This is a genomic window from Pantoea sp. UBA4549, from assembly GCF_002387285.1.
GTDB lineage: Bacteria > Pseudomonadota > Gammaproteobacteria > Enterobacterales > Enterobacteriaceae > Pantoea > Pantoea borealis.
This window is the reverse complement of the sequence record NZ_DGLH01000006.1, coordinates 163,676-181,515: the sequence shown is the minus strand read 5'-3', so window position 1 is coordinate 181,515 and position 17,840 is coordinate 163,676. Positions and strand designations below refer to the sequence as shown.

Genomic DNA, 17,840 nt, shown 5'->3' with positions numbered 1-17,840 from the left:
TGAGCAGGCCTGACCGGGATCGTGTATGACCATTAAAAGCGTAATCTGTGATATTGATGGCGTGTTGATGCATGACAACACCGCCGTGAAAGGGGCTAATGAATTTCTGCAGCGCATTCTGGAAAAAGGCATGCCGCTGGTTGTGCTGACTAACTATCCGTCGCAGACAGCGCAGGATCTGGCCAACCGTTTTTCCAACGCTGGCGTCGACATTCCTGACTCCGTTTTTTATACCTCTGCTATGGCCACCGCTGATTTCCTGCGTCGTCAGGAAGGAAAAAAAGCCTATGTGATCGGGGAAGGTGCGCTGGTTCACGAACTCTATAACGCCGGCTTTACCATTACCGATGTCAATCCTGACTTTGTTATCGTCGGTGAAACGCGTTCGTTTAACTGGGATATGATGCATAAAGCCGCTTTTTTTGTGGCTAATGGCGCGCGCTTTATTGCAACCAATCCGGATACCCATGCGCGCGGCTTTATTCCCGCCTGCGGCGCACTCTGCGCCGGTATCGAAACCATTTCCGGACGCAAGCCGTTTTATGTCGGCAAGCCCAGCCCCTACATTATGCGGGCGGCGCTGAATAAAATGCATGCGCACTCTGAAGAGACGGTAATCGTGGGCGATAACCTGCGCACGGACATTCTGGCGGGCTTCCAGGCCGGGCTCGAAACCATTCTGGTGCTGTCAGGTGTCTCCACCCTGAGCGACATCGATGCGATGCCGTTCCGGCCTGACTGGATTTTTCCTTCCGTCGCCGATATCGATCTGTTCTGACTGGTGCGGTGAACCAGCTGACGCCCTGCTCACTTACCGGTGTGCGGGGCGTTTTTGTTTCAGACCACTGGTGACAAAAAGATCTAAACCGGCAAATTATTAGATGCCATCTAAAAATATGGCTATTATTTTAGATAAAATTCAATTTATTCACCTGTGCAACACTCTATTTATCATAAAAACGTTATTTTGCTTGCGTAACCACCACCAATTAGCGCATTTTCTTATACATCACGCAGCGCAGGCTGCCGGACAAATGCAAAATAACATCGCCACAGGGTGAGATCAGGAGTCAGTTATGTGTTCGATTTTTGGTGTGCTGGATCTGAAAAGCGATTCTGCTGAACTGCGTAAGAAAGCGCTGGAGTGTTCCCGTCTGATGCGTCACCGCGGCCCGGACTGGTCAGGTGTGTTTGCCGACGATAACGCTATCCTGGTGCATGAGCGCCTTTCAATCGTTGACGTTAACAACGGCGCACAGCCGCTGTATAACGCTGACCACACCCACGTACTGGCCGTGAACGGCGAAATTTATAACCATCAGGCGCTGCGCGCTGAGCTGAGCGATCGTTACGCGTTTCAGACCGGCTCCGACTGCGAAGTGATCCTGGCGCTCTATCAGGAAAAAGGTGTCGATTTCCTCGACGACCTGCAGGGTATGTTTGCTTTCATCCTGTGGGACAGCGTAAAACAGCAGTACCTGATTGGTCGCGATCATATCGGTATCATTCCGCTCTATATGGGTAATGATGAGCATGGCAACCTTTACGTGGCGTCTGAAATGAAAGCGCTGGTCCCGGTCTGCCGCTCTATTAAAGAATTCCCGCCGGGAAGCTACCTCTCCAGCACTGACGGTGAGATCCGCCGTTACTGGCAGCGCGACTGGATGGATTTTGCGGCGGTTGCGCAGAACACCACGGATGCTGCCGGCCTGAAACATGCGCTGGAAGAGTCAGTAAAAAGCCATCTGATGTCTGATGTTCCTTACGGCGTGCTGCTCTCAGGCGGACTGGACTCTTCAATCATTTCAGCCGTCACCAAGCGTTTTGCCGCTAAACGGGTGGAAGATGCTGATAAGAGCGACGCCTGGTGGCCACAGCTGCACTCGTTTGCTGTCGGTCTGGAAGGTTCGCCCGATCTGAAAGCTGCACAGGCAGTTGCCGATCATCTCGGTACCGTGCACCACGAAATTCATTTCACGGTGCAGGAAGGTCTGGACGCGATCCGTGACGTGATTTACCACATCGAAACCTACGATGTCACCACCATTCGCGCCTCAACGCCGATGTATCTGATGTCGCGCAAAATCAAGGCGATGGGTATCAAAATGGTGCTTTCAGGTGAAGGCGCGGACGAAGTATTTGGCGGCTATCTCTACTTCCATAAAGCGCCAAACGCCCGCGAGTTCCATGAAGAGAACGTACGTAAACTGCTGGCGCTGCATATGTTTGACTGCGCACGCGCCAACAAAGCGATGTCAGCCTGGGGTGTAGAAGCACGCGTGCCGTTCCTGGACAAAAAGTTCCTTGATGTAGCAATGCGCATCAACCCGGAAGATAAACTGTGCGGCAGCAACGGGAAGATGGAAAAGCACATTCTGCGTGAATGCTTCTCATCTTATCTGCCGGAGAGCGTGGCGTGGCGTCAGAAAGAGCAGTTTTCTGATGGCGTCGGTTACAGCTGGATCGATACGCTGAAAGAAGTGGCGGCGCAGCAGGTAAGCGATCAGCAGCTGGCGACCGCGCACTTCCGCTTCCCGCACAACACGCCTGGCTCTAAAGAAGCGTATCTCTATCGCGAAATTTTTGAGGAGCTGTTCCCGCTGCCGAGCGCGGCGGAGTGTGTGCCTGGCGGACCGTCTGTGGCCTGCTCTTCGGCCAAAGCGATTGAGTGGGATGAGGCGTTCAAATCCATGGACGATCCTTCCGGCCGTGCCGTTGGCGTGCATCAGTCCGCTTACAAATAAGCGTCGTGTCAGAAAAAATAAGGGACCCGCAGCGGTCCCTTTTTAGTTGCAACTGACGCGGATGTGATCGAAAATCGATGAATAAAGCGCCAGGCTGGTTACAAGCCAGACAAACGGGCACCGCAAGGTAAAAAACGGCAAAAAAACTGTTGACGCTACAAAGCTCAATACGCATAATGCGCCCCGCAACGCCGTTGAAGGTAACGCGAAAAAAGATGGCTACGTAGCTCAGTCGGTTAGAGCACATCACTCATAATGATGGGGTCACAGGTTCGATTCCCGTCGTAGCCACCATCTTTTTTGCGGGAGTGGCGAAATTGGTAGACGCACCAGATTTAGGTTCTGGCGCCGCAAGGTGTGCGAGTTCAAGTCTCGCCTCCCGCACCATTTCAGTCTTCGGCAGCCGGATGGGGTATCGCCAAGCGGTAAGGCACCGGTTTTTGATACCGGCATTCCCTGGTTCGAATCCAGGTACCCCAGCCAATCCGATATGTTTTCGTGGATACGCGTTAACAGATGGGATATCGCCAAGCGGTAAGGCACCGGTTTTTGATACCGGCATTCCCTGGTTCGAATCCAGGTATCCCAGCCAGCATCGGGAAAAGCAGTAAAGCAGTAGAATGGCTACGTAGCTCAGTCGGTTAGAGCACATCACTCATAATGATGGGGTCACAGGTTCGATTCCCGTCGTAGCCACCAGATAATTGGGGTGTCGCCAAGCGGTAAGGCACTGGTTTCTGATACCAGCATTCCGGGGTTCGAATCCCTGCACCCCAGCCATACAAAGACAATTTGATCTAACACCTATTGGGGTGTCGCCAAGCGGTAAGGCACTGGTTTCTGATACCAGCATTCCGGGGTTCGAATCCCTGCACCCCAGCCAAATTGCACAACAGGCCCGCTTTTGCGGGCTTTGTTGTTTCTGACGTTCAGTAAAATGCCGCGCATTCTGCCAGCGCGTTGCGCCAGCAGAGAATCCGATCAGAGCCCCAGCGCGTAACGCAGCGCGCGACGCTTCAGTCCGCCAGCGCGCTCCGCCGCCATCAATCCCAGATTACGTGCCAGCCGCAGCGGCGGCAGCGCATTGCTGAAGGCAAAATAGAACAGATCCATACCGCCCTGCATCAGCAGATTGTCACGATAGCGTTCACGCTGATAGCGCTGCAGCACCGCCATCGCTGACCACGTCTGTGCCTGACTGCGCGACTCGGTTAACACCGTAATCAGCGCATCCACATCGCGATAGCCCAGGTTAACCCCCTGCCCCGCCAGCGGATTAATTGTATGTGCAGCATCCCCCACCAGCGCCAGTCCCGGCATGACGTAGCGCGTGGCGTGACGCCGGACCAGCGGGAACGACGCCGCGCTTTTTACCTGGAAACGTCCGAGACGGGCCGGGAAGTTCAGACTGACCTCTTTCTCCAGCTGGCTTAATGGCAGCGCCTGCAGCTGCCGGATACGTGCAGGTGCGTCATACCACACCAGCGATGCATGCTGGTCAAACAGCGGCAGAAAGGCGCGCGGCCCCTGCGGGGTAAATTGCTGCCAGGTGGTATCGCCCGCTGCGTGTTCACATTCAGCACTGATAAGCATGCAGGATTGCGCATAGTTCCAGCCGTGTACACCGATGCCTGACAGCTGACGCACCCGCGAGTTAGCGCCATCCGCGCCAACCACCAGCCGGGCATCAAGCGGTGCGCCCTGATCCAGCGTCACGTGCCAGCCGCCGCTGTGCGGCTGCAGATCCTGCAGGGTTGCCGGGCATAACAGCGCAACGCCATCCTGCTGCATCTGTTCCCACAGCGCCCGCTGCAGTACGCGGTTCTCCACCATATAGCCGAGCACCGGCAGGCCCAGCGATGCCGCATCAAACGTAACGTGCGCGCTCTGCCACTCCCAGGTTTCCAGTTTGCGATAGGGTGCGCTGCGCATCGTCTCTACGCGTGCCCAGGCACCCAGCTGCTGCAGCAGCGCAACCGAAGAAGCACCAATGGCGGATATACGGATATCAGGCTCACGGCTGGCATCAAACGCATCAGGTTCTGCACGCTCAATGACAGCGACGCGGAACTGCTGCTGCGCCAGCCCGCAGGCCAGTGCGGCCCCCACCATGCCACCTCCGACGATGACCACGTCATACTGTCTCTCCTGCATCGATCCTCACCTTTCCTGTTGCCATAACGCCCTACGGCGTTTGCTGATAAACAAAGTGTACCGGAAATCATCCGCAATAGGGGGCTGAGCCGCTTCCCCCTCTCTTTGCCCCCTCGCTGCTGTGCAGCAGTCCGGCTGACACTCAGCAGCGCGAAGTATGACAGGCACGCTGGTCACATCCCCCCCAAAGCATTACACTATGCCCCCTGCACTTCCCTGCTCAGATTCAATGGCTGGTTCAATGACCAAAAAACTGCATATCAAAACCTGGGGCTGTCAGATGAATGAGTATGATTCATCCAAGATGGCTGACCTGCTGAACAGTACGCACGGCTACACTCTGACGGAGGAAGCCGAAGACGCAGATGTTCTGCTGCTCAACACCTGCTCTATCCGTGAGAAAGCGCAGGAGAAAGTTTTTCACCTGTTAGGGCGCTGGAAAAAGCTTAAAGCGGCCAATCCGGATCTTATCATCGGCGTGGGCGGCTGCGTGGCGTCGCAGGAAGGCGATAAACTGCGTCAGCGTGCGCAGTGTGTTGATATCGTCTTTGGGCCACAGACACTGCATCGCCTGCCGGAGATGATTAATCAGGTACGTGGCAATAAAAGCCCGGTCGTTGACGTCAGCTTCCCGGAAATTGAAAAATTTGACCGTCTGCCTGAGCCGCGCGCTGAAGGCCCGACGGCTTTCGTCTCTATCATGGAAGGGTGCAATAAATATTGCACTTTCTGCGTGGTGCCGTATACCCGCGGCGAAGAAGTCAGTCGTCCCTGCGACGATATTCTGCTGGAAATCGCTCAGCTGGCGGCTCAGGGTGTGCGCGAGGTCAATCTGCTGGGTCAGAACGTCAACGCCTATCGCGGCCCAACTTTTGATGACCAGATCTGCACGTTTGCCGAGCTGCTGCGTCTGGTCGCCGCCATTGACGGTATCGATCGCATCCGCTTTACCACCAGCCATCCGATTGAGTTCACCGATGACATCATTGATGTCTATCGCGATACGCCGGAGCTGGTGAGCTTCCTGCATCTGCCGGTTCAGAGCGGTGCCGATCGTATTCTGACGCTGATGAAGCGTGCGCACACCGCGCTGGAGTACAAAGCAATTATTCGCAAGCTGCGCGCAGCACGCCCTGATATCGAAATCAGCTCTGATTTCATCATCGGCTTCCCGGGTGAAACCCAGCACGATTTTGAACAGACCATGAAGCTGATCCACGACGTTAACTTTGATACCAGCTACAGCTTTATCTACTCTGCCCGTCCGGGTACGCCTGCGGCCGATCTGCCTGATGACGTGCCGGAAGAGGAGAAAAAGCAGCGCCTTTACATACTGCAGGATCGTATCCAGCAGCAGGCAATGGCGATCAGCCGCCGCATGGTTGGCACCGTTCAGCGTATTCTGGTTGAGGGCACATCACGTAAAAATGTGATGGAGCTGACCGGACGTACTGAAAATAACCGTGTAGTGAACTTTGAAGGCTCAGTCAGCATGATTGGCAGATTTGTCGACGTTGAAATCGTTGATGTCTACGCCAACTCACTGCGCGGCGTGGTCGTACGCACCGAAGATCGCATGGGACTGCGCGTAGCGCAGAGTCCGGCAGCCGTGATTGCCCGCACCCGCAAAGAGGATGAAACCGGCGTCGGCCTGTATCAGCCCTGACAATTAATGACTGTGCGGCAGCACGCAGCGTGCTGCCGCCTGTTTCATCCGCCAGCCCTTGCATTCTGCAGCGCTCGCCCAAATATCTTTCCCTGCGCTTGCGTCCTGATGCTGTCCCATAAATAATTTTGTCATACGCTGATGACGCGCACGCGCGGCATCCCTACACTTTTTCAACTGGCCCTGTGTGACCCAAAGGATTCAATTGAATATCGAAACTCGTGAAATCGCCCTGGAACCTGCCGACAACCAGCGTCTGATGAGCCTGTGCGGTCCGTTTGATGACAATGTGAAGCAGCTGGAACGCCGTCTGGGCATCGAAATCAACCGCCGTGATAACCAGTTTAAGCTGGTGGGCCGGGCCCTCAGCGTTGACGCCGCTGCACATATTCTGCGTACGCTGTACGTGGATACCGCGCCGGTACGTGGCCACATTCCGGATATCGAACCGGATCAGATCCATCTGGCCATTAAAGAGAGCCGGGTGCTGGAGCAGACCGCTGAAAGCGTGCCGGAGTATGGCAAAGCGGTAAACATTAAAACCAAACGCGGCGTGATTAAGCCGCGCACGCCGAATCAGGCGCAGTATATCGCCAACATTCTCGACCACGATATCACCTTTGGTATCGGCCCGGCGGGTACCGGTAAAACCTATCTCGCAGTAGCCGCCGCGGTTGATGCGCTGGAGCGTCAGGAGATCCGTCGTATTCTGCTGACCCGTCCGGCAGTAGAAGCGGGTGAAAAACTGGGCTTTCTGCCTGGCGATCTGAGCCAGAAGGTTGATCCCTATCTGCGTCCGCTTTATGACGCACTGTTTGAGATGCTCGGCTTTGAGCGGGTTGAAAAGCTGATGGAGCGTAACGTGATTGAGGTGGCGCCGCTCGCCTATATGCGCGGCCGTACGCTGAATGATGCGTTTGTGATCCTTGATGAGAGCCAGAACACCACCATTGAACAGATGAAGATGTTCCTGACGCGCATCGGCTTTAACTCGAAAGCGGTGATCACCGGTGACGTGACGCAGATTGACCTGCCGCGCAGCACTAAGTCGGGTCTGCGCCATGCGATTGAAGTGCTGGCTGACGTTGACGAAATCAGCTTTAACTTCTTCCACAGCGAAGATGTGGTACGCCACCCGGTCGTGGCACGTATTGTAAACGCGTATGAAGCCTGGGAAGAGGCGGATCAGAAACGCCGTGATAAACTGGCGGAAGAGCGTAAACGGGAATCGCTGGCTGCACAGGCTGCGATCGCCACACCACCACAGGAGCCGTCATGAGTACGGTAGTACTGGATTTACAGCAGGCCTGCGCCGAAGCACACGGCCTGCCGGAAGAAACCGCTTTTCAGCGCTGGCTGGAAGCGGCCGTCACCCCTTTTCAGCCTGAAAGCGAAGTGACTATTCGCCTGGTTGATGAAGCGGAGAGTCACGAGCTAAACCTGACTTACCGCGGCAAAGATAAGCCGACCAACGTGCTCTCCTTTCCTTTTGAAGCACCGCCGGGTATTGAACTGCCCCTGCTGGGCGATTTAATCATCTGCCGCCAGGTGGTTGAGCAGGAAGCGGCTGAACAGGGTAAAAGCACGGAAGCCCACTGGGCACATATGGTGGTACACGGCACGCTGCATCTGCTGGGTTATGACCATATTGAAGACAGTGAAGCCGAAGAGATGGAGGCGCTGGAGACTGAGATAATGCTTGCTCTTGGTTATCCCGACCCGTACATTTCGGAGAAAGAAGACGCCTGAGCCACGGGTTCAGGCTACTGTGCTGCCGGCGGGACGCGGGCAGCTATCCTTATCTAACAGCGAGATCGTAATTAAAACGCCATGAGCGACGACCATTCTCAAAACAACGACGCCCCCAGTAGTAAAAAGGGCTTCTTTTCCCTGCTGCTTAGCCAGCTGTTTCACGGTGAACCTAAAAATCGTGATGAACTGCTGAGTCTGATCCGTGATTCTGAACAAAAAGAGCTGATTGATCAGGATACCCGCGACATGCTGGAAGGGGTGCTCGACATTGCCGAACAGCGCGTGCGCGATATCATGATCCCGCGCTCGCAGATGATCACCCTGAAGCGCAATCAGAGTCTGGAAGAGTGCCTGGCAGTGATTATTGAATCTGCACACTCGCGCTTTCCGGTCATCAGCGAAGATAAAGATCACGTTGAAGGCATTCTGATGGCAAAAGATCTGCTGCCGTTTATGAGCAGCAGCGCTGAGCCATTCAGCATGGAAAAGGTGCTGCGTCCGGCGGTGGTAGTGCCGGAAAGCAAGCGTGTTGACCGCATGCTGAAAGAGTTCCGCTCGCAGCGCTATCATATGGCGATTGTTATTGATGAGTTTGGTGGCGTATCTGGTCTGGTTACGATTGAAGATATTCTGGAGCTGATTGTCGGCGAAATTGAAGATGAGTATGACGACGAAGAAGATCGCGACATTCGTCAGCTTAACCGCCACACCTACACGGTACGGGCGCTGACGCCGATTGAAGACTTCAATGAGGCGTTTGGCACTGATTTCAGCGACGACGAAGTGGATACGATTGGTGGTCTGGTTATGCAGGGCTTCGGCCATCTGCCAGCGCGCGGCGAGAGTATCACTATTGATGACTACCACTTCAAAATCGCTATGGCAGACAGCCGTCGTATTATTCAGGTGCATGTGAAAATTCCGGAAGATTCTCCACAACCGCAACTCGAAGACGAATAATTCTATGGCATCAGCCTCTCTTTTTTCCCGCCAGCGGATACGTCTGCTGCTGGCGCTGATTGCGGGTGCCACCGGCACCCTCGCCTTTTCTCCTTACGACTTCTGGCCTGCAGCACTTATCTCGCTGGCGGGTTTGCAGGTCTTACTGCCAGGCCGTCGTCCTGCACAGGCTGCAGCGATCGGCTTTACATGGGGCTTTGGCCTGTTTGGCAGCGGCATTAACTGGGTCTATGTCAGCATCGCTACGTTTGGCGGTATGCCTGGCCCGATAAATGTCTTTCTGGTGCTGCTGCTGGCAGCGTATCTGGCGCTCTATCCGCTGTTGTTTGCCGTGGTGCTTAACCGCTTCTGGCCGCGTGCTACCGTATGGCGGCTGGCGCTGGCGGCACCGGCATTATGGCAAATCAGTGAGTTTTTGCGCGGCTGGGTACTGACCGGTTTCCCCTGGCTGCAGTTTGGCTACAGCCAGATTGACGGGCCGCTGAAAGGTATTGCGCCGCTTGCGGGCGTTGAGACCATCACCTTCCTGCTGATGATGATTGCCGGGCTGCTGGTCTTTGCCCTGCACCAGCGCAGTCTGAGAAGTCTGATCGTTGCTGCAGCCCTGCTGCTGCTGCCGTGGCCGCTGCGTATGCTGCACTGGTATCAGCCACTGCCGGCACGCAGCGTGGATGTGGCGATGGTACAGGGTAATATTCCGCAGTCGATGAAGTGGGATCCGCAGCAGCTGCGCGACACGCTGCGCGTCTATACCAGCTACAGTCAGCCCTTTATAGGCAGCGCACCGCTGATTATCTGGCCTGAATCTGCTATTACCGATCTTGAGAGTAATCAGCAGCCCTTCTTACATGCGCTGGATGCGGAGCTGCGCGCGCGCGGCAGCAGCCTGATCACCGGCATTGTTGACTCACGCATTGAGGGGGATAATCGCTATCATGATTATAATTCCGTCATCGTGCTCGGCGGCAAGCAGCCCTACAGCTATCAGAGCCGCAACCGCTATCAGAAAAACCATCTGGTCCCGTTTGGCGAGTTTGTGCCGCTGGAGAGCCTGCTGCGTCCGCTGGCGCCGTTCTTCGATCTGCCGATGTCCTCTTTCAGCCGCGGGGCTTACGTTCAGCCACAGCTTAACGTGGCGGGTTATAACCTCACCAGCGCCATCTGCTATGAAATCGTCCTGGGAGAACAGGTCCGTGCCAACTTCCGGCCAGATACTAACTTCCTGCTGACGGTTTCAAATGATGCCTGGTTCGGCCACTCAATTGGCCCGTGGCAGCATTTTCAGATGGCGCGCATGCGTGCACTTGAGCTGGGCCGTCCGCTGCTGCGCTCAACAAACAACGGCGTTACGGCGGTAGTCAACGCCGATGGCGATGTTGAGAAGATGATACCGCAGTTTACCCGCCGGGTACTGGAGGCGCGCGTAACACCTACTGCAGGTGAAACGCCCTATGCACGCAGCGGTATCTGGCCTGTCTGGTTACTGACGCTCGCAGCGATCACTGCTGCCATTGTACGCCGTCGCGTCTGACGTACGCACTCTCCCTGAAGCGAAGCTACGGCTTCGCTTTTTTTTGCCGTTTTGCTGCAACATTTTCCTGCACTGCCATCTGATATGGCACGAAGCTTGCTGTTAACCATGGCAACCATGGCTAATGCCGGCAGCAGTCTGCCTGCCGTCAGCATTGCGCACTGTTACCGGGCACGGCTGCGCACTGAAACGGCGCAAGGCAGTGATATTGCTTTGTAATGGTGCGGAGCGGCTCGCAAAAAACAAAGTTTTTTGTTTCATTGCGTTAACATTTCGCTATGTTAGTCCCTATCCTGCGCGCAGTTGCGCTAAAGGGTTATTAAAAAAAGCAGCAGGACACAGACATCACATCACGCTCTGCGCAGTTTTATTCTGCGCGACATCCACACGAAGGAGTTGGAACATGCAAATGCGCAAAGTGGCCTTATCACTTCTGCTGTTGGGAGCAGCAGCGGGCGCGGCTCAGGCAGAAGATCTCACCGGCACGCTGAAAAAGATTAACGACAGCGGCGTTATTGTCGTCGGCCATCGTGAGTCATCCGTTCCCTTTTCTTATTATGACAACCAGCAAAAAGTTGTTGGCTATTCGCAGGACTACTCCAGCGCTATTGTGGCCGCGATCAAAGCCAAACTGAACAAACCCGATCTGCAAATCAAAATGCTGCCTATAACCTCGCAGAACCGTATTCCACTGCTGCAGAACGGCACCTACGATTTTGAATGTGGTTCCACCACGAATAACGTTGAACGTCAGCAGCAGGCTGCTTTCTCTGACACCATCTTTATTATCGGCACCCGTTTACTGGTGAAAAAAGGCGGTGACATTAAAGACTTCACCGATCTGAAAGGCAAAACGGTTGTGGTGACCTCCGGCACGACCTCTGAAATTCTGCTGCGGAAGCTGAATGATGAGAAAAAGCTCGATATGCGCATTATCAGTGCCAAAGATCATGGTGACTCGTTCCGGACGCTGGAAACCGGACGTGCCGTCGCCTTTATGATGGATGATGCCCTGCTGGCTGGCGAACGCGCCAAGGCGAAGAAACCTGATAACTGGGAGATTACGGGCACACCGCAATCCAAAGAAGCTTACGGCTGCATGCTGCGTAAAGACGATCCACAGTTTAAACAGCTGCTGGATGACACCATTGCTAAAGCGCAGACCTCCGGTGAAGCGACTAAATGGTTCGATAAATGGTTCAAACAACCTATTCCGCCCAAAAACCTCAACCTGAATTTTGAGCTCTCCTCCGATATGCAGGCCCTGTTTAAAGCACCTAACGACAAGGCGCTGTAACGTAACAACGATAACACGGGCAGCCAGGCTGCCCTCCTGATTGCTGAACATGCGGTATGGACAGACAGACTGCTGCGGGTCGTTCCCCTGCGGCAGAAAAAAAACCGCTCAACAATCTTATGGGTAGCCTGGCTACCCTTTTTTTACCGGAGCTCGTTATGGGTATCGACTGGAACTGGGGCATTTTTTTACAGCAGGCTCCGTTCGGCAATACGACTTACCTTGGCTGGCTGTGGTCCGGATTTCAGGTGACCGTCGCGGTCTCCTGCTGCGCCTGGATTATCGCCTTTCTGGTGGGATCGCTGTTTGGCATTCTGCGTACCGTCCCTAATCGCCTGCTGGCTGCGATTGGCACCTGCTATGTAGAGCTGTTTCGTAATATTCCGCTGATTGTACAGTTCTTCTTCTGGTATCTGGTGGCACCGGAACTGGTCGGTGAAAAACTCGGCATGTGGTTTAAGGCGGAACTCGATCCAAATATTCAGTTCTTTCTCTCTTCTATGATTTGTCTCGGGCTCTTTACCGCAGCACGCGTCTGCGAACAGGTACGGGCGGCAATTCAGTCGCTGCCGCGCGGACAGAAAAATGCCGGACTGGCAATGGGACTGACGCTGTCACAAACCTATCGTTATGTGCTGCTGCCTAACGCCTACCGTGTCATTGTGCCGCCGATGACCTCTGAAATGCTGAACCTGGTAAAGAATTCCGCCATCGCCTCTACGATTGGCCTGGTAGACCTGGCTGCACAGGCAGGCAAGCTGCTCGACTACTCGGCGCACGCCTATGAGTCCTTTACCGCGATTACGCTTGCCTATGTCGGCATTAATCTGGTGATTATGCTGGTTATGAGTCTGGTAGAACGCAAAATTCGCCTGCCCGGCAACCTGGGAGGGAAATAATGTACGATTTTGACTGGAGCTCTATTCCGCCCAGCCTGCCCTACCTGCTTAACGGCATGGTAATCACGCTGAAGATTACCGCCGTCGCGGTGGTGTTTGGCATTATCTGGGGCACCATTCTGGCCGTCATGCGTCTTTCAACGCTTGCCCCGGTACGCTGGTTTGCAAAACTCTACGTTAACCTGTTCCGTTCAGTCCCGCTGGTCATGGTACTGCTGTGGTTCTACCTGGTGGTTCCGAGCTTTCTGCAGCAGGTGCTGGGCCTGTCGCCCCAGACGGATATTCGTCTTATCTCTGCCATGGTGGCCTTTGCGCTATTTGAAGCTGCTTACTATTCCGAGATTATTCGCGCCGGTATCCAGAGTATCTCACGCGGACAGTCAAATGCCGCACTGGCGCTTGGCATGACGCAGTGGCAATCAATGAAGCTGATTATTCTGCCACAGGCGTTCCGCGCCATGGTGCCGCTGCTGCTTACTCAGGGCATTGTGCTGTTCCAGGATACCTCACTGGTCTATGTCCTGAGCCTGGCGGATTTCTTCCGCACCGCCTCAACTATTGGTGAGCGCGATGGTACCCAGGTGGAAATGGTTCTGTTTGCCGGTCTGGTCTATTTCGCGATCAGCCTGAGCGCGTCGTTGCTGGTTAGCTATCTGAAAAGAAAAAGGACAGTTTAAATGATTAGCCTGAAAAATGTTTCTAAGTGGTATGGGCACTTTCAGGTGCTGACCGACTGCTCAACCGAGGTAAAAAAAGGAGAAGTGGTCGTAGTCTGCGGGCCATCAGGGTCGGGCAAATCCACGCTGATTAAAACCGTCAACGGGCTGGAGCCGGTTCAGCAGGGCAGCATTCAGGTCAACGGCACTGAAGTGAACAACAAAAAGACTAATCTGGCCAAACTGCGCAGTCAGGTCGGCATGGTGTTTCAGCACTTTGAGCTGTTTCCTCATCTGAGTATCATCGACAACCTGGTACTGGCGCAGGTAAAAGTGTTAAAGCGCGACAAAGCGACGGCGCGCGATAAAGGCCTGGCATTGCTGAAGCGCGTGGGACTCTCCGCCCATGCAGAGAAGTTTCCAGGACAGCTTTCAGGGGGGCAGCAACAGCGCGTAGCGATCGCCCGTGCGCTCTGCATGGATCCAATCGCGATGCTGTTTGATGAGCCCACCTCCGCGCTCGATCCGGAGATGATCAACGAAGTGCTGGATGTGATGGTTGAACTGGCCAATGAAGGCATGACGATGATGGTGGTGACACACGAAATGGGCTTTGCACGCAAAGTAGCCAACCGCGTTATCTTTATGGATGAAGGAAAAATTGTCGAAGACACCCGCAAAGATGACTTCTTTAATAATCCGCAGTCCGGGCGCGCGAAAGAGTTTCTGGCAAAAATTCTGCACTAAGCGCTGATCCATGCGCGCCGCCTGCTCAAACGCAGCGGCGCGCAGTGTTAACCACTCTGTCAGGGCTCAAACGGCTGGCGCTGAAACTGGTCGTGATTGCATTCCGGACAGCGCGTCAGACTTTCAGGCGTATAAATAGCGCGCGTAAAGCCGCAGTTTTCGCACACCAGATTGCCCAGACCAACCACCTCGCCGCTCTGATAAACGCCGTGGTGATGCAAATCTTTAAACACTTCGCGCCACTCCAGCTGGCTCTTATCGGTGATATCCGCCAGCTCTTTCCACAGGCTCTCGCGGATCACACGTAAAAAGACCGAATCTTCCAGCGTGCTCTCCGCTTGCGGATAGCTGCGGGAGAATTCGTAGAGATCGCGTCGCACCGCCCGCATAACTTCATCCACTTCTGAAGATGAGAGGCTCTCATCGGTCAGCAGATCCTGACGCGCTTCCGCGACCAGCGCGTCGATATCGCGTTCACCACGCTCCAGTCGCTGGGTTAACGTTGCTACCGTGGTTCGATACGCCTGCGCCACGTTGTTCATTTTATTCTCCTTTCTGCTGTGAGGGCTGCTGTAAGTTTAGCCGCTTTATCACAAAACCTCTGACGGGCATGGCGTAAATTGCAAAAGCGCGGAACCTGCAACGCATTCCGCAGAAAAGCAGAAGAGAGAAACGGTGAAATGTTGTTGAGGGCGGGGCTTATGGGTATGCTATGCGGATCATAAGTAGACAAACCCGGCCTGTTCAATGCGGCGGTGAAGCCACCAGACGATGATGTCAGCGGCTCTGCTGCTGCTGCAGACAGCTTGGGAAAAACGATTTTTACTAAGGATCACAGGCAGCCATGCAAGAGCAATACCGCCCGGAAGAGATAGAATCCCGCGTCCAGCAGCACTGGGACGAAAATGAAACCTTCAAAGTCACCGAGCAGGAAGGCAAAGAGAAATATTACTGCCTGTCGATGCTGCCCTATCCTTCTGGCCGCCTGCATATGGGCCACGTGCGTAACTACACCATTGGTGATGTCATTGCCCGCTATCAGCGCATGCTGGGTAAAAACGTCCTGCAGCCGATTGGCTGGGACGCATTTGGCCTGCCGGCTGAAGGCGCTGCAGTAAAAAATAACACTGCGCCTGCGCCCTGGACCTACGACAATATCGACTACATGAAGAACCAGCTTAAGCTGCTGGGCTTTGGCTACGACTGGAGTCGTGAACTGGCCACCTGCCAGCCAGAGTACTATCGCTGGGAACAGTGGTTCTTCACCAAACTCTACGAAAAAGGTCTGGTTTATAAAAAAACCTCAGCGGTTAACTGGTGCCCGAACGATCAGACAGTGCTGGCTAACGAACAGGTGATCGATGGCTGCTGCTGGCGCTGCGATACCAAAGTTGAGCGCAAAGAGATCCCGCAGTGGTTTATCAAAATCACCGACTACGCTGAAGAGCTGCTTAACGACCTCGACAAGCTGGATGAGTGGCCGGAGCAGGTTAAAACCATGCAGCGTAACTGGATCGGTCGCTCAGAAGGCGTTGAGATCACGTTTGACGTCGCGCACAGCGACGAAAAGGTCACGGTTTATACGACCCGTCCCGATACCTTTATGGGCGCGACCTACATCGCCGTGGCTGCGGGTCATCCGCTGGCGCGTCAGGCTGCCGCAGGCAATCCGGTGCTGGCCGATTTCATCGCCGAATGCAGCACGACCAAAGTAGCAGAAGCGGATATGGCGACGATGGAGAAGAAAGGCATGGCGACCGGCCTGTCTGCTATCCATCCGCTGACCGGTGAAGCGATTCCGGTGTGGGTCGCGAACTTTGTTCTGATGGAGTATGGCACCGGTGCAGTAATGGCGGTCCCGGGTCATGACCAGCGCGACTGGGAGTTTGCCACTAAATATGGCCTGAACATCAAGCCGGTTATCCTCACCCTTGATGGTTCAGAACCCGATCTGAGCAGCGCCGCCATGACCGAAAAAGGCACGCTGTTTAATTCAGGGGAGTTCGACGGTCTGGATCATCAGGCAGGCTTCAACGCGATTGCTGACGCGCTGGCCGCAAAAGGCGTTGGCGTACGCAAAGTCAATTACCGTCTGCGCGACTGGGGCGTCTCACGTCAGCGCTACTGGGGCGCACCTATTCCGATGGTGACGCTGGAAGATGGCACGGTCATGCCAGCGCCAGAAGATCAGCTGCCGGTTATTCTGCCGGAAGATGTGGTCATGGATGGTATCACCAGCCCAATCAAAGCGGACCCGGAGTGGGCCAAAACCACTGTGAATGGTCAGCCGGCACTGCGTGAAACCGATACCTTTGACACCTTCATGGAGTCTTCCTGGTACTATGCACGCTATACCTGTGCTAACTACAACGAAGGCATGCTGGATCCGGCTGCGGCCAACTACTGGCTGCCGGTAGACCAGTATGTGGGCGGCATCGAACACGCCATCATGCACCTGATGTACTTCCGTTTCTATCACAAGCTGCTGCGTGATGCGGGCCTGGTAAATTCGGATGAGCCCGCTAAACGTCTGCTGTGTCAGGGCATGGTGCTGGCAGACGCGTTCTACTACGTTGGCGTTAACGGTGAGCGTAACTGGGTCTCCCCGGTTGATGTCACCGTTGAGCGCGATGATAAAGGTCGCATCACCAAAGCAGTGGATAATCAGGGCCGGGATGTTATCTATGCCGGCATGAGCAAAATGTCGAAGTCGAAAAATAACGGCATCGACCCGCAGCTGATGGTTGAGCGTTATGGCGCCGATACCGTACGCCTGTTCATGATGTTTGCATCGCCAGCTGATATGACGCTGGAATGGCAGGAATCTGGCGTAGAAGGGGCTAACCGCTTCCTGAAACGCGTCTGGAAACTGGCTTACGATCATGTAGCAAAAGGCGCCACTGCCGCACTGGATGTCAGCGCACTGAATAGTGAGCAGAAAGCACTGCGTCGCGATCTGCATAAAACCATTGCAAAAGTTGCGGATGACATTGGCCGTCGTCAGACCTTCAACACCGCTATCGCTGCTATCATGGAGCTGATGAACAAGCTGCTGCGCGCGCCGCAGGAGAGCGAACAGGATCGCGCGCTGATGCAGGAAGCGCTGGTCGCCGTCACGCGCCTGCTCTATCCGTTCACGCCGCATGCCAGCTATGTGCTGTGGCAGGCGCTGGGTGGCGAAGGCAGCATTGATAATGCACCGTGGCCTGAAGCGGATGAAGCCGCAATGGTCGATGATTCAATGCTGGTCGTGGTACAGGTTAACGGTAAAGTGCGCGGCAAAGTCACCGTGGCAGCAGATGCTACTCAGGAGCAGGTGCAGGCGAGAGCCGCCCAGGAGCCACTGGTGGCAAAATATCTGGACGGCGTCACGCTGCGTAAAGTGATTTATGTCCCTGGCAAACTGCTTAACCTGGTCGTGGGTTAAGTTCAGG

14 protein-coding genes and 7 tRNA genes are annotated in these 17,840 nt (G+C 54.8%); 19 read left to right on the top strand and 2 right to left on the bottom strand.

Annotated elements, in window-relative coordinates; translation table 11 throughout:
* Nucleotides 1–25 precede the first annotated feature (25 nt).
* The 9 genes from B3041_RS04230 (at nt 26) to B3041_RS04190 (ending at nt 3,627) form a co-directional block, all read left to right on the top strand.
* Nucleotides 26–778, top strand: a complete 753-nt coding sequence (locus B3041_RS04230; protein ID WP_039383168.1) for an HAD-IIA family hydrolase — start codon at nt 26–28, stop codon at nt 776–778.
* A 298-nt stretch (nt 779–1,076) separates the two neighbouring features.
* Nucleotides 1,077–2,744 carry an asparagine synthase B gene (gene asnB, locus B3041_RS04225; RefSeq protein ID WP_292969675.1) on the top strand — a complete coding sequence of 556 codons (1,668 nt, stop codon included), beginning with the start codon at nt 1,077–1,079 and terminating at the stop codon, nt 2,742–2,744.
* Nucleotides 2,745–2,961: 217 nt separating this feature from the next.
* Nucleotides 2,962–3,038, top strand: a tRNA-Met gene (locus B3041_RS04220).
* An 8-nt stretch (nt 3,039–3,046) separates the two neighbouring features.
* Nucleotides 3,047–3,131 (top strand) — tRNA-Leu (locus tag B3041_RS04215).
* 21 nt (nt 3,132–3,152) lie between these two features.
* A tRNA-Gln gene (locus B3041_RS04210) sits at nt 3,153–3,227 on the top strand.
* A gap of 34 nt (nt 3,228–3,261) precedes the next feature.
* Nucleotides 3,262–3,336: transfer RNA gene (locus B3041_RS04205), tRNA-Gln, on the top strand.
* Between the two features lie 30 nt (nt 3,337–3,366).
* A tRNA-Met gene (locus tag B3041_RS04200) sits at nt 3,367–3,443 on the top strand.
* Between the two features lie 6 nt (nt 3,444–3,449).
* A tRNA-Gln gene (locus B3041_RS04195) sits at nt 3,450–3,524 on the top strand.
* A gap of 28 nt (nt 3,525–3,552) precedes the next feature.
* A tRNA-Gln gene (locus B3041_RS04190) sits at nt 3,553–3,627 on the top strand.
* Nucleotides 3,628–3,725: 98 nt separating this feature from the next.
* Here B3041_RS04190 and ubiF read toward each other — a convergent pair.
* Nucleotides 3,726–4,898: a 3-demethoxyubiquinol 3-hydroxylase gene (gene ubiF / locus B3041_RS04185; protein WP_292969673.1), complete on the bottom strand. Its 1,173-nt coding sequence runs from the start codon at nt 4,896–4,898 to the stop codon at nt 3,726–3,728.
* A gap of 241 nt (nt 4,899–5,139) precedes the next feature.
* Here ubiF and miaB point away from each other — a divergent pair, with 241 nt between their 5' ends.
* From miaB to B3041_RS04140, 9 genes are all read left to right on the top strand, one after another.
* Entirely contained in the window at nt 5,140–6,564 is a 1,425-nt protein-coding gene (miaB, locus tag B3041_RS04180) for a tRNA (N6-isopentenyl adenosine(37)-C2)-methylthiotransferase MiaB (RefSeq protein ID WP_065649869.1), read from the top strand.
* Nucleotides 6,565–6,769: 205 nt separating this feature from the next.
* Nucleotides 6,770–7,843, top strand: a complete 1,074-nt coding sequence (locus tag B3041_RS04175; protein WP_292969670.1) for a PhoH family protein — start codon at nt 6,770–6,772, stop codon at nt 7,841–7,843.
* Nucleotides 7,840–8,313, top strand: a complete 474-nt coding sequence (ybeY, locus tag B3041_RS04170; RefSeq protein ID WP_065649871.1) for an rRNA maturation RNase YbeY — start codon at nt 7,840–7,842, stop codon at nt 8,311–8,313. The genes B3041_RS04175 and ybeY overlap by 4 nt, the downstream gene beginning before the upstream one ends.
* An 81-nt stretch (nt 8,314–8,394) precedes the next feature.
* Nucleotides 8,395–9,276 (top strand): CNNM family magnesium/cobalt transport protein CorC, encoded by an 882-nt coding sequence (gene corC, locus B3041_RS04165; protein WP_292969668.1) that lies wholly within the window; start codon nt 8,395–8,397, stop codon nt 9,274–9,276.
* A gap of 4 nt (nt 9,277–9,280) precedes the next feature.
* Entirely contained in the window at nt 9,281–10,807 is a 1,527-nt protein-coding gene (gene lnt / locus B3041_RS04160) for an apolipoprotein N-acyltransferase (RefSeq protein WP_292969666.1), read from the top strand.
* Between the two features lie 403 nt (nt 10,808–11,210).
* Nucleotides 11,211–12,104, top strand: coding sequence for a glutamate/aspartate ABC transporter substrate-binding protein (locus tag B3041_RS04155; RefSeq protein WP_065649874.1), 894 nt, complete (start codon nt 11,211–11,213; stop codon nt 12,102–12,104).
* Between the two features lie 158 nt (nt 12,105–12,262).
* A complete protein-coding gene (locus tag B3041_RS04150) occupies nt 12,263–13,003 on the top strand; it encodes an amino acid ABC transporter permease (protein ID WP_065650495.1) in 741 nt (246 codons plus the stop codon).
* The gene (gltK, locus tag B3041_RS04145; protein ID WP_065649875.1) at nt 13,003–13,680 is read left to right on the top strand and encodes a glutamate/aspartate ABC transporter permease GltK; all 678 of its coding nucleotides are present in this window, start codon (nt 13,003–13,005) and stop codon (nt 13,678–13,680) included. Before B3041_RS04150 ends, gltK begins: the two co-directional genes overlap by 1 nt.
* On the top strand, nt 13,681–14,406 hold the full coding sequence (locus tag B3041_RS04140; protein WP_292969661.1) for an amino acid ABC transporter ATP-binding protein: 726 nt from the start codon (nt 13,681–13,683) through the stop codon (nt 14,404–14,406).
* A gap of 59 nt (nt 14,407–14,465) precedes the next feature.
* On the opposite strand, the gene B3041_RS04135 is transcribed toward B3041_RS04140, so the two are convergent.
* Nucleotides 14,466–14,948, bottom strand: coding sequence for a zinc ribbon-containing protein (locus B3041_RS04135; protein WP_292969659.1), 483 nt, complete (start codon nt 14,946–14,948; stop codon nt 14,466–14,468).
* 302 nt (nt 14,949–15,250) lie between these two features.
* Here B3041_RS04135 and leuS point away from each other — a divergent pair, with 302 nt between their 5' ends.
* Nucleotides 15,251–17,833: a leucine--tRNA ligase gene (gene leuS / locus B3041_RS04130; protein WP_065649876.1), complete on the top strand. Its 2,583-nt coding sequence runs from the start codon at nt 15,251–15,253 to the stop codon at nt 17,831–17,833.
* The last annotated feature ends 7 nt before the right edge of the window (nt 17,834–17,840 follow it).